17 protein-coding genes and 1 tRNA gene are annotated in these 13,424 nt (G+C 67.6%); 12 read left to right on the plus strand and 6 right to left on the minus strand.

Annotated features, from left to right (window positions below; genetic code table 11):
* Window positions 1-56: 56 nt before the first annotated feature.
* A complete protein-coding gene (locus ACH49X_RS15350; protein ID WP_195077670.1) occupies window positions 57-953 on the plus strand; it encodes an alpha/beta fold hydrolase in 897 nt (298 codons plus the stop codon).
* A gap of 46 nt (window positions 954-999) precedes the next feature.
* On the opposite strand, the gene ACH49X_RS15355 is transcribed toward ACH49X_RS15350, so the two are convergent.
* Window positions 1,000-2,391, minus strand: a complete 1,392-nt coding sequence (locus ACH49X_RS15355; protein ID WP_195077671.1) for a wax ester/triacylglycerol synthase family O-acyltransferase — start codon at window positions 2,389-2,391, stop codon at window positions 1,000-1,002.
* 189 nt (window positions 2,392-2,580) lie between these two features.
* Here ACH49X_RS15355 and ACH49X_RS15360 point away from each other — a divergent pair, with 189 nt between their 5' ends.
* Window positions 2,581-3,477, plus strand: a complete 897-nt coding sequence (locus ACH49X_RS15360; RefSeq protein WP_357205252.1) for a metal-dependent hydrolase — start codon at window positions 2,581-2,583, stop codon at window positions 3,475-3,477.
* Window positions 3,478-3,497: 20 nt separating this feature from the next.
* Window positions 3,498-4,577 (plus strand): PDR/VanB family oxidoreductase, encoded by a 1,080-nt coding sequence (locus ACH49X_RS15365; RefSeq protein ID WP_397070135.1) that lies wholly within the window; start codon window positions 3,498-3,500, stop codon window positions 4,575-4,577.
* Between the two features lie 84 nt (window positions 4,578-4,661).
* On the opposite strand, the gene ACH49X_RS15370 is transcribed toward ACH49X_RS15365, so the two are convergent.
* Together ACH49X_RS15370 and ACH49X_RS15375 are read right to left on the minus strand one after the other, a co-directional pair.
* The gene (locus ACH49X_RS15370) at window positions 4,662-5,177 is read right to left on the minus strand and encodes a hypothetical protein (RefSeq protein ID WP_397069997.1); all 516 of its coding nucleotides are present in this window, start codon (window positions 5,175-5,177) and stop codon (window positions 4,662-4,664) included.
* 312 nt (window positions 5,178-5,489) lie between these two features.
* Window positions 5,490-5,642 carry a hypothetical protein gene (locus ACH49X_RS15375; RefSeq protein ID WP_357205255.1) on the minus strand — a complete coding sequence of 51 codons (153 nt, stop codon included), beginning with the start codon at window positions 5,640-5,642 and terminating at the stop codon, window positions 5,490-5,492.
* Window positions 5,643-5,719: 77 nt separating this feature from the next.
* Here ACH49X_RS15375 and ACH49X_RS15380 point away from each other — a divergent pair, with 77 nt between their 5' ends.
* Together ACH49X_RS15380 and ACH49X_RS15385 are read left to right on the plus strand one after the other, a co-directional pair.
* Window positions 5,720-6,715, plus strand: a complete 996-nt coding sequence (locus tag ACH49X_RS15380; protein WP_195077673.1) for a zinc-binding dehydrogenase — start codon at window positions 5,720-5,722, stop codon at window positions 6,713-6,715.
* A gap of 64 nt (window positions 6,716-6,779) precedes the next feature.
* Entirely contained in the window at window positions 6,780-6,944 is a 165-nt protein-coding gene (locus tag ACH49X_RS15385) for a hypothetical protein (RefSeq protein ID WP_195077674.1), read from the plus strand.
* Here the strand turns inward: ACH49X_RS15385 and ACH49X_RS15390 are convergent.
* The gene (locus tag ACH49X_RS15390; protein WP_357108819.1) at window positions 6,929-7,375 is read right to left on the minus strand and encodes a nitroreductase/quinone reductase family protein; all 447 of its coding nucleotides are present in this window, start codon (window positions 7,373-7,375) and stop codon (window positions 6,929-6,931) included. The genes ACH49X_RS15385 and ACH49X_RS15390 overlap by 16 nt on opposite strands.
* Before the next feature lie 112 nt (window positions 7,376-7,487).
* Between ACH49X_RS15390 and ACH49X_RS15395 the strand changes: the two genes are divergently transcribed.
* Both ACH49X_RS15395 and ACH49X_RS15400 read left to right on the plus strand, forming a co-directional pair.
* Window positions 7,488-7,561 (plus strand) — tRNA-Ile (locus ACH49X_RS15395).
* Window positions 7,562-7,698: 137 nt separating this feature from the next.
* Window positions 7,699-8,232: a hypothetical protein gene (locus tag ACH49X_RS15400; RefSeq protein WP_195077676.1), complete on the plus strand. Its 534-nt coding sequence runs from the start codon at window positions 7,699-7,701 to the stop codon at window positions 8,230-8,232.
* A gap of 492 nt (window positions 8,233-8,724) precedes the next feature.
* Here the strand turns inward: ACH49X_RS15400 and ACH49X_RS15405 are convergent, their stop codons facing one another.
* Window positions 8,725-9,036: a hypothetical protein gene (locus tag ACH49X_RS15405; RefSeq protein WP_195077677.1), complete on the minus strand. Its 312-nt coding sequence runs from the start codon at window positions 9,034-9,036 to the stop codon at window positions 8,725-8,727.
* Window positions 9,037-9,394: 358 nt separating this feature from the next.
* Here ACH49X_RS15405 and ACH49X_RS15410 point away from each other — a divergent pair, with 358 nt between their 5' ends.
* Together ACH49X_RS15410 and ACH49X_RS15415 are read left to right on the plus strand one after the other, a co-directional pair.
* Window positions 9,395-9,640 (plus strand): hypothetical protein, encoded by a 246-nt coding sequence (locus ACH49X_RS15410; protein ID WP_195077678.1) that lies wholly within the window; start codon window positions 9,395-9,397, stop codon window positions 9,638-9,640.
* A 224-nt stretch (window positions 9,641-9,864) separates the two neighbouring features.
* On the plus strand, window positions 9,865-10,527 hold the full coding sequence (locus tag ACH49X_RS15415) for a serine protease (protein WP_357205258.1): 663 nt from the start codon (window positions 9,865-9,867) through the stop codon (window positions 10,525-10,527).
* A 79-nt stretch (window positions 10,528-10,606) separates the two neighbouring features.
* Here ACH49X_RS15415 and ACH49X_RS15420 read toward each other — a convergent pair whose 3' ends face one another.
* Complete coding sequence (locus ACH49X_RS15420) at window positions 10,607-10,843, minus strand: DUF6374 family protein (protein WP_357108827.1); 237 nt, start codon at window positions 10,841-10,843, stop codon at window positions 10,607-10,609.
* A 119-nt stretch (window positions 10,844-10,962) separates the two neighbouring features.
* Here ACH49X_RS15420 and ACH49X_RS15425 point away from each other — a divergent pair, with 119 nt between their 5' ends.
* From ACH49X_RS15425 to ACH49X_RS15435, 3 genes are read left to right on the plus strand one after another with little or no spacing between them, the layout of a single operon-like run.
* Complete coding sequence (locus ACH49X_RS15425; protein WP_397070003.1) at window positions 10,963-11,958, plus strand: ATP-binding cassette domain-containing protein; 996 nt, start codon at window positions 10,963-10,965, stop codon at window positions 11,956-11,958.
* Window positions 11,955-12,716 (plus strand): ABC transporter permease, encoded by a 762-nt coding sequence (locus ACH49X_RS15430; protein ID WP_195077682.1) that lies wholly within the window; start codon window positions 11,955-11,957, stop codon window positions 12,714-12,716. The genes ACH49X_RS15425 and ACH49X_RS15430 overlap by 4 nt, the downstream gene beginning before the upstream one ends.
* A 50-nt stretch (window positions 12,717-12,766) precedes the next feature.
* Window positions 12,767-13,411, plus strand: a complete 645-nt coding sequence (locus tag ACH49X_RS15435; RefSeq protein ID WP_195077683.1) for a hypothetical protein — start codon at window positions 12,767-12,769, stop codon at window positions 13,409-13,411.
* Window positions 13,412-13,424 lie beyond the last annotated feature (13 nt).

The following is a 13,424-nucleotide window of genomic DNA, read 5'->3' on the forward strand; positions in this document are numbered from 1 at the left end:
CTCTCTGTAGAACGTGTTCTAAAATATCTCCCATGTGAGCACTCGGGAGGTGCGCTATGACGAACTCCGGCCGCGGCGTGACGCGATTCGGCGGACGCCTGCGGGTGCCCGACATCGCCGAGGTGCCCGGTGGCCGCCTGGTCGATCTGGCGGGCCGGGGCCGGACCTACGTGGTCGACATCCCCGGACCCGAGCACGCGCCCGTGCTGGTGCTCCTGCACGCGACCGCCTGCACCGCGTACCTCACCTGGTTTCCGTCGTTGGCGGAGCTGGCGCGGCGGTACCGGGTCATCCTGTTCGACCAGCGGTGGCACGGGCGCGGCATCCGCTCGCAGCGGTTCACCCTGGAGGACTGCGCCGACGACGTGGCGGCCGTGCTCGACGCGTTGGAAATCGACCGAGCCATCTGCGTGGGATTCTCGCTGGGCGGAATCGTGAGCCTGCTGGCGGGGCATCGGCATCCGGACCGGGTGAGCGGGCTGGTGCTCTGCGCGACGCCCTATCGGTTTCGCGAGAAATGGAGCGAGCACGCTTTCCATCGGACGTTCGGCGCTTTCGCCGCCGCTGTGGAGCAATACTCCTACCGCCGTGCCGAGCGGCTCGCTGGCCGTCTGCCCGAGCTTCCCGAGATCACCTGGGCGCCAGGACGATTGGATCGGTGGGCGCTCGGCGAGTTCCGCAGCACCAGCGGGTGGGCGCTCACCCAGGTGCTCGCGGCGGTGGGGCGCTTCGACGCGACCGCGTGGCTGCCCGACCTGGCGATGCCGACGGCTGTGGTGATCACGACCAAGGACCGGGCGATTCCGGTCTCTCGGCAGCTGGAGCTGGCGACATTGATCCCGGGGGCGAGCAAGCATCTGGTCGCGGCCGGGCACGCGTCCTGTGTGCTGGAGGCCGACCGTTTCGTGCCGGTGTTGCTCGAAGCCTGTGCGGCCGTCGCCGCGAAGAGGTGATTCGGCCGATCCTGTCCGGCGGCGGTGGCGGACAGGGGCCAGGGGCTCAGCCCGAGGTGCGTGCCGCGGCGAGCAGGTCGGCGACCACGCCGGGAACGGCGTCGGCCAGCGCCGCGATGTCGGGCACCAGTTCCTTGCAGGCGATGAAGCCGAAGTTCAATTTGTCGTTGTTCGACAGCACGGTCACCGTCAGGCCCGCGCCGTGGAACACCGGTCCGAACGGGTACATCCCCTCCACACGGACGCCGAGGAAGTACAGCGGCATCGGCGGACCCGGCACGTTGGACACCACCAAGTTGTGCACCACCGGGTGCTTCTCCGCCAGTTTCAGCGAGGAGTACATTCGCGCCGCGAGCCGGAAAGTGTTCGGCGGGGCGTATTGCGACCAGTCCTGCAGGAAGTCCGCACCTATCACTTTGTGCTCTTCCTTGGCTCCCTGATTGGCCTCGGCCACCTCGCGCAGGCGTTCCACCGGGTCGGCGATGTCGGTGCCGAGCTGCGCGAACAGCGCGGACACCTTGTTGATGCCCGCCTTGTGCCGGGTGGACTCGTGCACCGACACCGGAACCGACGCGATGAGCGAGCGGTCGGGCAATTCGTCGCGCCCGGCCAAGTAGGTGCGCAGCGCGCCCGCGACGACGGTCAGCACCACGTCGTTCACCTTGACGCCGAACGCGGAGCGAATCTCCTTGACGGCGTCGAGTTCGGCCTCGGTGAACGCGACGGCGCGGTGCGGGGTGATGGCGAGATTGAAGGGCGTGCGAGGAGCGGAGAACGGTATGGCCATGCCCGCCTTGTTCTGGCGACGGCGCTGTGCGAACCCGGCCACCACGCCGAGGGTTTTCGGCAGCATTCCGACGATGCCCGCCCGGGCCGGGAATCTCACCACCGCCTCGGCCAGCAATTGCCAGTCGTTCGGTTTCGGCTCGGGACGCCACTGCTGGTCGGGCACCGCCTTGGTGACGCCAGGCTCCGGATCGCACAGGTGCATCATCAGATCGGCGCCGGTGATGCCGTCCACGGCGGCGTGGTGATATTTGCAGATCACCGCGACCTTCCCGTCGTCGAGGCCCTCCACCACGGACATCTCCCACAGCGGGCGGTCGCGATCCATCGGGCGGCTTGCGATGTCTCCGACGAGCTCGGCCAGTTCGCGTCGTCCGGCCGGCGCCGCGATCGCGATCCGGCGGACGTGGTAGTCGAGGTCGAAATTCTCGTCCTCCACCCAGACGGGGTGGTCGAGGTTCAGCGGCACCTCGTGCACGCGGCGGCGCATCTGCGGAATCAGGGGAAGCCGCCGGGCCAGTTCGGCTTTGAATCCGTCGAACGAGTAGTCGCCCGACGACGGGTCGAGGATCAGCAGCGCGCAGACGTGCAGATGCTGGGTTCCGGTTTCCAAGTAGAGAAAGCTGGCGTCCAATCCGGTCAATCGTTCCATAGCAAAAGCCTACTAGAACCTGTTCTAATTTTGGGTCGGACGCGGCAGGGTGTGACGACTCTCGCGAGTTGTGTCACCGTACAGCCGACGGGACGGCTTTGTGTGTTACCGGAAGTTTCATGTATGTGTATGCTACGGAAACGTAGGAACTGCGCGGCGACGCGGGCGCGGGAGGATCGAGGAGTACCGATGAAGCTACTTCGCAGGCGGCGGCCCGACACCGACCCGGGCGCCGTGGCGCTGCACGCCCGCAACGTGCGCTTCGACTGGTCGGACACGCCGCTGCGCTGGATGCCCGCCGAGCCCATCGCCTCGCATCTGATCAACTCGCTGAATCTCCTGCTGCCCGAGGGCGAGCGCATGTTCTGCGCCGCGTACGCCGAGGCGCTGCCGTACGTGCGGGACGAGCGGCTGCGGGAAGCGATGCTCGGGTTCATCGGTCAGGAATCGATGCACGCCGAGACGCACGACAAGGTGCTGCACGAAGTGCTCGCCGCACACGGCATCGATCCCGAACCCTATGTGCGGCACGCCGAGTACCTGTTCCGCCGGACGCTCGGACCGAGGGATGTCGAGGGCGTGGCCGAACGGCAGGTGATGGTGGAGCGGCTGGCCTTCATCGCGTGCCTGGAGCACTTCTTCGCCTACCTGGGCGACTGGGTGCTCAACGCGGATCTGGAGCGGTTCGGCGCCGACCCGCGCATGGCGGACCTGTTCCGCTGGCACGGGGCGGAGGAGGTCGAGCACCGGCACGTCGCGCACGACGTGGCCGTGTACTTCGGCGCGGGATACCTGCGGCGCGCGGCCCTCATGCTGCTGGTATTCCCGATCTTCCTGACGCTGGTGGTGCGGGGCACCAAATTCCTGGTCCATCAGGACCGCGACCTGCCCGACCTCGGTTACCCCCGGTTGCTGGGGCGGGTCTTCGGTGCGATGTGGCGCGGCGCGTTGCCCGGCGTCCCCTCGCTGTTGTGGAGCGCGTTGAGCACATTCAAGCCCGGCTACGACCCGGAGACGGTCGGCTCCACCGCGCAGGCGGTGGCCTATCTGGCCAAGTCCCCGGCGGCGCGGGCGATGGCCTCGTGAAATCGCCCGTTCCCGACCAGCTGCCCGCCGACCTGTTCGGCAGGCGTGACCGCGACCGCACCGTGCGCGTGCTGCACGCGGTCGCCTCGGCGCGACTGCGCTGGACCGCTCTGGTCAACCGGCGCGATCCGCGTCCGAAGGTGGATGACCGGCGGCTGGCGCTGGTGGTCACCGAGCGGCGGATCGAGGCCCGTGACCAGGACGTGGTGAGCCTGCGGCTGGCCGCCCCCGACGGACGCGCGTTGCCGCCATGGCGTCCGGGCGCGCACCTCGACCTGGAGCTGCCTTCCGGTCGGCTGCGGCAGTATTCGCTGTGCGGCGACCCGGCCGACGTGCACGCCTACCGTGTGGCTGTGCGCCGGATCCCCGAAGGCGGCGGTGGATCCGTCGAAGTGCACGATCGCCTCCCGGTGGGTTCGCCGATCGTGGTGCGCGGTCCGCGCAACGCCTTCCCGTTCGCCGTGCCCGGCCACGGATCACCCGCCACGCGTTTGCATTTCGTGGCGGGCGGCATCGGCGTCACGCCGATCCTGCCCATGGTCGAGCTGGCGCACCGGCTGGGCATCGAGTGGTCGATGGTGTACACCGGGCGCAGCCGGGACACCTTGCCGTTCCTCGGCGAACTGGCGAGATTCGGCGATCGCGTGGTCGTCCGCACCGACGACGAGCACGGGCTCCCCGATGCGAGCACCTTGCTGCCGGGCGTGCGGCCCGGTACCGCCGTCTATTGCTGCGGCCCGGTGCCGATGATCACCGTCATCGCCGACGCCGTTCGGGAAATGCCCTGCGCGGAACTGCATTTCGAGCGGTTCTCGCCACCGCCGATCGTGCGCGGCAAGCCGTTCGAGATCCAATTCGCCTCCACCGGGGAGGTCGTCGAGGTCGGCGCGGATCGCACCGCGCTCGACGCCGTTCTCGCTTCCCGGCCCGATCGTCCGTACTCGTGCAGGCAGGGATTCTGCCGCACCTGCAAGGTGCGCGTGCTCGGCGGCGAACCAGATCACCGCGACAGCGTGCTCACCGACGCCGAACGCGAGGCGGGTGCGATGCTCGTCTGCGTCTCGCGCGCCGACGGCGGCCGCCTCGTGCTCGATCTGTGAGCTGACCTGCGGGTGTGTACGAGACGGTCGGGCCGGTGCTCGCGGATATCGGGTCGCGCCCGGCTTCGTCCGGTTTCTGGCGGATCAGGAAGCGCGGGTGCGCGCCAGCTCGGCCTCGACGGCCGCGACCCGATCGGAGTCGATTCCCCATGGGTGCTCGACACCGACCCGCCGGTCCAGATCCCACAGCACGCATTCCTCGTCAGGAGCCGCCACCAGCGACCACGCGACCACGGTGCGGCCGAGCTGTTCGGCCATCGAGCCGTGCGCCGGGTTCGGCGGTCCGGCGCCCTCCGGGAAGTGGTGCAGGAAGCGGCCGTAGGCCTTCGCGCAGAAATCGGCGTAGCGCATGGTGCACAGGATGAATCCGTGCCATGCCTCGTCCACCGCGTGTGACGGCATGCCGATCACCTGATCGTCGCGCATGGCCGCGCCGCAGCACAGCAGCCACTGCCGCAATCCCTTGTCCACCAAATCCCTTGGCTGCCAAGGGCACGTCTTGTAGACCGCCTCGGGCAGTTCCAGCGCGTCGACGGCGGCGCGTACGGCCGCCGGATCGATTCCGCGCGCCGGGGATCGACGGAACCTGAAGTTCACCACACTTCACTGTACGTGCGCGCCGATCTGCCGCTACCGTTCTGACATGAGCGCACTCATCCTTCTGTTCGTCTTGCTGATGGTGCTGCTCCTCGTGGCGGTTCCGATCATCGTCGTAGTCGTCATCATCCGCTCGCAACGCAACCGGTTCATGCCGCCGCCCCCATACGGCGGGTGGGGCGGCTACCGCGGCGGCGGATACAACGAGGGGGGTTCCACAGATCCGTTCTGGGCGGCCGGCGGAGCCGGTTTGTTCGGCGGATCCGACCAACCCGGCGGCTCCAGCGGCGGGCATCACCACCACCACGACCATCATCACCACGGCAGCAGTTGCGCTGGCGGAAGCGGGTGCGGCGGCGGAAGTAGCTCCAGCTGCGGTGGCGGGAGCAGTTCGAGCTGCGGCGGGGGCAGTAGCTCCAGCTGCGGTGGTGGTAGCAGTTCCAGTTGCGGCGGCGGTTCCTGACGCACGATTTGACCTCAACATGACTTCAGGTTTCATGCTGATCTTCGTCCGAAGAAGGCAAGGAACGATGAAGGGTTGTGTCATGCGGGCTGTGCAAGCCAGTGAGTTCGGTGGACCGGAAGTGCTCGTCGTGCGTGAGCTGCCCGATCCGGTGGCCGGACCGGGGGAGGTGGTGGTCGACGTGGCCGCCGCGGACGTGATGTTCCTGGACACCCGGCTGCGGTCGGGCTGGGGGACCGATTTCTTCGCGATCGAACTGCCTTATGTGCCCGGCGGCGCGGTCGCCGGGGTGGTGGCTTCGGTCGGGCCGGGCGTCGATCCGTCCTGGGTGGGCAAGCGGGTGTCGACGCCCACCGCGGCCAGCGGTATCGGCGGGGGCCTGCCGATCGGCGGATACGCCGAGAAAGCGCTGGCGAAGGCGGACACGCTGGTCGCCTTGCCGGACGGGTTGACCCCGGCGCAGGCCGTCGCGCTGGCGCACGACGGCAGGACCGCGCTGGCGGTGTTCGACCGCGCCGCCGTCCAGCCGGGCGAATGGGTACTGATCACCGCCGCCGCCGGTGGGCTGGGCGTGCTGTTGATCCAGCTGGCCCGCGCGGCGGGCGCGAACGTCGTCGCCGCCGCGCGTGGCGCCGCCAAGCTGGAACTCGCCCAGCGGCTCGGCGCGACCGCGGTGGTCGACTACTCCGAGCCCGACTGGGCGGAGAAGGCGCGCGCCGCGACCGGGGGAGCGGGCGCGCACGTGGTGTTCGACGGTGCGGGCGGTGCGCTCGGCGAGGCCGCGCTCACGGTGGCCGCGGATGGCGGGCGTTTCCTCGGATACGGCGCTGCGGCAGGGGAATTCGCCGCACTGGATCGGGACGCCGCCGCGGCGCGCGGAGTCACGGTGTACGGGCTGTTCGACATCACCGGCGCCGGCATCGATTGGCCGGCGCTGGCCCGGCGCGCCCAGGAGGAGGTCGCCGCGGGGCGCTTGGAGGTCGTCATCGGCCAGACCTTCCCGCTCGACGAAGCCGCTCGGGCGCATGCCGCCATCGAGTCCAGGGCGGCGCTGGGGCGCACTTTGTTAACAGTGTGAACAATGCGTCGAACTGGACAATCGATGTAGTGCGCCGCCCCGGCGACGGCGCTAGGGTGCCGGGGTGGGAACTCTGCTCGTCGTGGTAATCGTCATCGTGGTGCTCGGCTTCGTGGTCGCTGTCGTGCAGTTCGCCAGCCGGCCGCCGAAGGAAGCCGAGCCATGGGACGACCACGACGACGCCGAGGACTACGAGGACGACTGGGACGACGACTATCGCGAGGGCTGACCCTGCGCCGGGGTCAGCACCACGACCGCGATGGGCCGCTTGGTCAGCTTCTGATAGGCGCTGTAGCGACCCTTGTTCACCTTGTCGACGAGCTCCCACCGCCGTGCGTACTCGGGATCGTCCGGCAGCGTCGCCCGCGCCCGCACCATGAGTTTCCGCCGCCCGACCTGGATTTCGCATTCCGGTCGCGCTCTCAGATTCGCCAGCCACCCCGGCGGCCGCGGCGACCCGCCGTTGGACGCCGTCACCAGATAGTCCGCGCCGTCGCGCGCGTACGTCAGCGCCGAGGTGCGCTCCTTGCCGGACTTGCGCCCCACCGTCCGCAGCAGCAGCGTCGGATTCCCCAACAGCAGCCGATGCCCCACCAATCCGCCACTGTTCTCGTACACCCACTGATGCGCCTTCAGCACCTTCGTGAACAGACCGGCCATACCTGACCCTCCAGTAAGTTTCCGACCCACCCACCCTAGGTCATCCCCCTCCGACTGGTCCGGAACCCACCCGACCCGGTAGCATCCCCAACGCTCGCGGTTCCCGCGGGATGGGGCGGTAGCTCAGTCGGTTAGAGCCGTGGACTCATAATCCATTGGTCGCGGGTTCGAGCCCCGCCCGCCCCACAAATAGGCCCTGATCAGGGGGTTTTGTTTTTTCACGAGCGGTTTCGATCTTGAACAGCGCTCGTCCACGATAGATAATGCGCCTTCGCATCGGGCCGTTGACAACCGGTAGAAGTGATCGTTGAAATAGCCCAACGATGATCGAACCTGACCCCCAACTCGAAGACGAACTCAAGGCCGCGCACGGCCTTTATCCGATCGGTGACCATGTGACCGGAGTGGTCACGCTGATTCCGCGACCCGGCGTTGTCGGACTGTTCGTCGACTTGGGCCATCCACCCACCGGATTCGTCGACATCCTGAGTCTGCCGTTTTCCGCCGAGCAATGGCCGGCCGTGGGCACAGTGACCGAGTTCGAGGTTCTCCAGCACACACGCGGCCAGGTTCGCCTCTGGCCTCTCGATCCCGCCTTCCGATCGAGCACGACAGGGTTTCCCGTCTCGAGCGAGTCCGAATGGTGCGCCGCCAAGAACCGCCACCCCGTCGGCTCCGCAGTCACCGCCGAGATCACCGACGTCTTCCCCAGCAACCGCGAATACTGCGTAGCATTCGACGGCCTCTGGTCCGTCCTGTCCTGGTCCGGCACGCCCCCCATCGTCGGCACCACCGCACAGTTCACCGTCGACCGACATCTCGACGCGACCCGAAGAATTCGGCTGCGCAGCGCATGACGAACCCGGCATCTCGTCACGGCTTGTCCCTGAACGAGGCCCGCCTATCAGTGCAAATACCCATGCCGGCAGCCAAGTCACTCCAATTCTCCAACTCGCCGCATCCGTGCCGGGCGTTTGCAGGCGGGGCGCGTCCGATCCCGCGCGTGAGTGGCACATGACGGAGAGGTCACTCGCGATCGGCCTCCGTCATGTGCCACTCGCGGGTTCTAGGCGGGCTGAGGACGGCGCCGGGGTGTGCTGAGTGCGGTGCGCCATTCGCGATCATCTTCGAGACCAGGCGCACCCTGACGCCCCTTCTTCCGCTGTCGCGAAAACTTGCTGCCGAGTTGGTCACTCACGGCGGAAAGATCGTCGAGCGGGAATCGCGGGCACTGGCCGGACGGCTCGGCGTCACGGTTTAGTCGACGGTTGTCGTTCGGTCCGTGTATATGGATGGGATTCGTCGCGAAGCGTTAGGGGCAAGCCACCAAACGGGGGTGAAGCTCGTATTCAGGCGCAGGCGCGGTTGAGTTCGTCGGTGTAGGGGTTGAGGTCGGTGACGTTCTCGTCTACCAGCGCGTTGGCGTAGGCGGTGATGGCGTCCTGCTCCGCGCCTTGGGTGAGATAGGCCAGGGCGTTCAGTCGGTCGGACAGCTCTGCCGCCGTCGCGCCGTCGAGGGTGCCGCCGTTCGTGTCGATCGCGATGTTGATCAGTTCGATGGCCCTGGCGCAGAAGGGGGATCGGGCTTGCGCGGGGGCGGCGGGCAGGAAGAGCAGAGCGGCGGCGGTCGCGGCGAGCGCAGCGGCGAAGGACTTGGTCATGATTTCCTCTCAGAAGGTCGGGCTGATCGTAGACCGGCGGGAGAGCCCCCATTTCTCTTGGCTCGGCGGGTATCGAGACGGCGGTGGGCATGCCGAGTTGACGTATCCCGGCCCGCGCTGGACGCGGTTGGCAGACCGGGCGCGGTGGAAGGAAGGACGTAGACGAGATTTCTGCCATTAGCACGGCACCGGCGCGGGTGCCCGTGCTCACCTCCGGTTTCACCCCGGGGGGTGAGTGTTTCCGACCCCGGGGACGATGATGTCGCGCGCTTCCTGAGAGAAGAGTGAGAGAGGTCATATGCGGGAGGTCTTCAACGAACGGGCGAAGGCATCCCACCAGTCAGTTGAAGGAAGCATCATGACCAAAACCAAGGTTATCGCAGCCGTATCGGCGGCAGCCTGTGTGCCGCTGATCGCTTTCGGTTCGGGCGTGGCTACCGCCTCCCCCGAAGGAGCCCCTGTGCCTGCCCCTCCGGCAGCCGTGGACGTCTCCCAGCATGGGCAAGTGCAGACCAATGACGCATTCTTGTTCTGGGCGCCATTCTTCTGGCCGGTCTGTTTCTTCCCGCCGTTCATCTTCTTCTTCCCGGTCTGCCTCGCCTGATTCGCTGGGCAGCGTCGCCGACAAAACGACGAACGCCGCACGGCACGCCCGCTCACCAGATCGTGGCGTGACCGTCGGCGTTTCGTCATCAAGGACGCACACCTGAACCGGCTGCATCCCGCACCATTGGTGATGGACGCCTGGTCGACGAGCCTTTCAAGTGCACAGCAGTATGTTCGCGCGGCATGGGGGGACGATCTTCCCTTCGACCGATTGGATGCGGCATGTTCGAGAAACTTGCGGGAACAGCTGCTGCGCTCGCAGCATGCGCGACACTGATCGGGGCGCAGGCGGGTGCGGCGCGCGCCGCCGTTCCGGTCGTGCTGGGCGGCGGCTCCGGCATCGTCGTCAACGAGCAGGGCATCTGTTCGCTCACCACCATCGGGCACGATGGCGCGGGCCGGCTGGTGGGCTTCACCGCGGCGCATTGTGGTGGGGAGGGCAGCAGCGTCACCGCGGCGGCCGATCGCGAAGCAGGCCCGGTCGGGACTGTCGCCCAGACCAACGTCGACATGGATTACGCCGTCATCGTGTTCGAACCGGACAAGGTGGTGCCGGTGAGCCGCGTCGGCAACACGACGATCACCCAGGTGGGCGGCCCTGCGAAGTTCCCCGATATCGCGTGCAAGGAAGGCTATAGCACCGGTCAGACCTGCGGACTGACCTACGGAGACGTGGTGGAGCCCAGCACGTGGACCTGGACGCAGATATGCGTCGTCCCCGGTGACTCCGGTGGGCCGGTCGTAGTCGGGACGACGCTGGTGAGCATGGTGAACGCGTACGTGACGGTGCCGTGCCTCGGGCCGCAGCTCGGGATGAAGATGACCACCATCCTCGACGACGTCGACGCGCGCGGCGGCCCCGGAGCGGGCTTCCTCCCGATCTAGCCCGCCTGCGTACCCATCGCAACGGGTGTCGCCGACAACGCTTCTGCCGGGACGAATACGAAATCGCGGAGTCCGGCCTTCAGCGAATGCGTCCGCGGTAGTCGAGGCAGGCGCGGCCGTCGGCGGGCGGGTTCACCGGTGTGGCTTCGGCCGCGAAGGCCTCGGTGTACGCGCGCAAACCCTCGGCCAGCTTGCCCGCCATGTTCTCCAGTTGTTCGGGTCCAAGATGTTTGCCGAACGCGGCCGCGTCCAGCAGCTGCCTGCGCACGTCGTTGATCCGCGTTCGAGCGAAGAGGATGGGCTCGTGGTCCGGCATGCTCCGGCACCTTACCTCGAGTCGAACGTATTTTCGATCCCGGTGGACTGGCGCGTTGCACCGGGTGACTCCATCCCTGACGGGCCGCGCTTCCGAGCGTGGCCACCGTGTCAGCGGACATGTCAGGCCGGTGTCAGGACCGTATCAGCCGGGCTGGCGACAGTATCCGTGTGAACAGTTCAGCGATTACAGCTTCCGGGCTGCGAAAAGCATACGGGGACAAGACGATCCTCGATGGCATCGATTTGGAAATAGGTGCCGGCACGATCTTCTCTCTGCTCGGCCCGAACGGGGCGGGCAAGACCACGGCGGTGAACGTGCTGACCACCCTGCTGAAGATCGATGGCGGCACCGCGCGCGTCGCCGGGCACGATATCGCGACCGAGCCCGACGCGGTGCGCGCGGCGATCGGGGTGACCGGCCAGTTCGCGGCGGTGGACGATCTGCTGACGGGGGAGGAGAACCTGCGGCTGATGGCGGATCTGCACCATTTGCGGCCCCAGGAGGGCAAGCGGGTGGCCGCCGAGTTGCTGGAACGGTTCGATCTGACCGGATCGGCGCGCAAGCAGGCCTCGACCTACTCCGGGGGTATGCGCCGGAAACTGGACCTGGCGATGACGCTGGTCACCAAGCCGCGGATCGTCTTCCTGGACGAGCCGACCACCGGACTCGATCCGCGCAGCCGCCGCACCATGTGGGAGATCGTCCGGGAACTGACGACCGAGGGTGTGACGATCTTCCTCACCACCCAATACCTCGAGGAAGCCGATCAACTGGCCGACCGGATCGCGGTGCTCGACCAGGGCCGCATCGTCGGCGCGGGCACGCCCGACGAACTCAAGCGCCGGATACCCGGCAGCCACATCCGGCTCCGGTTCACCCACGTCGACGACCTGGACGCGGCGGCGCGGATTCTGCCCGCCGCCACCCGCGACGACGAGGCGCTGATGTTGCGTGTCCCGGGTGACGGCGGGACGAAATCGCTGCGGGAGCTGCTGAACCGGCTCGCCGAACACTCGGTCGACGCCGACGAGGTCTCCGTCCACACCCCTGATCTCGACGATGTCTTCTTCGCCCTGACCGGTCACGCCACCACGGAGGCTGTCGCACAATGAGCACCATTTCCGCACCGCTGGCCGATTCGTCGATCATGCTGCGCCGCAACTTCAAGCACATCGCCCGGACCCCGGTCACGATATTCAACGCGGCTCTGATGCCGGTCGTGATGATGCTGATCTTCGTGTACGTGTTCGGCAACGCGTTCGACGTCGGAGAACAGTACATCGACTACGCGACGCCGGGCATGATCCTGCTGGCCATCAGCTACGGGTTGTCGGGCACCGCGGTGTCGGTGAGCTCCGACATGGCCAAGGGCGTCATCAACCGGTTCAAGGTCATGAGCGTCTCCCGTGGCGCCGTGCTGACCGGCCATGTGGCGGCCACCGTGCTGACCAACGTGGTGGCCATCGCCGCCGTCCTCGGTGTGGCGTTCGCACTGGGGTTCCGGTCGCCGGCGAGCGCGCTCGACTGGCTCGGCGCGATCGGCATCATGGCGGCGACATCGTTCGCGGCCGCCTGGCTCACGGTCGCGCTGGGAATGGCCGCGAAGACGCCGGAATCCGCGGGTATGACGGTGGTGCCGCTGATCATGCTGCCGTTCGTGAGCAGCGCGATCGTGCCCGCCGAGCAGATGGGGCCCGGCATCCGGCAGTTCGCGCAGTATCAGCCCTTCACGCCGATCATCGAAGCGTTGCGGGGGTTTCTGTTCGGCCACCCCTCCGGCGGTTACACGGCCGCCGCGCTCGCCTGGTGCGCCGGGTTCGCCCTCGTCGGATACCTGTGGTCGCGCGCCACATTCGACAAGCGCGTGTAGTCGATCCGCCGGCTCTGCCAGCCCCTGTTCCACCCTCACAGGAGACAGCCATGCCCACATTCGAGACCCCGGAACCGATCGACGTCACCATCGACGTGCTCTCCGGTCACGTCACGGTGATCGCCTCGGACCGCACCGACACCGTCGTCGCGGTCCGCCCTGCCGACCCGTCCAAGAAAGGCGACGTGCGCGCCGCCGAGCAGACCCGAGTCGAATTCACCGCGGCCGCTTTGACCGTGAGAACGCCGAAAGACTGGCGGACCTACACCCCGTTCGGCGGCAACCCGTCGATCGAGCTGACCGTCGAGGTGCCCATCGGCTCGCGGCTGAAGGGCACCGCCGCGGTGGGCCGATTGCTGGGCGCGGGCGAACTCGGCGAGTGCGACCTGGAGGTATCCGCGGGCGACATCACCGTGGAGCGTCCGCGCGATTCGGTGACCGCGAAAACCGCCAAAGGCGACATCCGCATCGGCGAAGCGTCGCGCGGCGTGCTCCGGCTGGAAACGTCCATGGGCGAGGTACAGGTCGGAATCAGCCCGCGCAGTGCGGTGGAGCTGGAAACCAACGCCCTGCACGGTGCCGTGCGCAACCAGATGGGACCGGTGGACCGGGCGGACGGCAACGCGGACGTCGTGCGGGTGTACGCGCGCAACTCCTACGGCAACATCGTCATCCGGCACGCCACCGCCGCCTGACCCGCTCCGTGCC

This window comes from Nocardia sp. NPDC019323 (assembly GCF_044389845.1).
GTDB lineage: Bacteria > Actinomycetota > Actinomycetes > Mycobacteriales > Mycobacteriaceae > Nocardia > Nocardia implantans.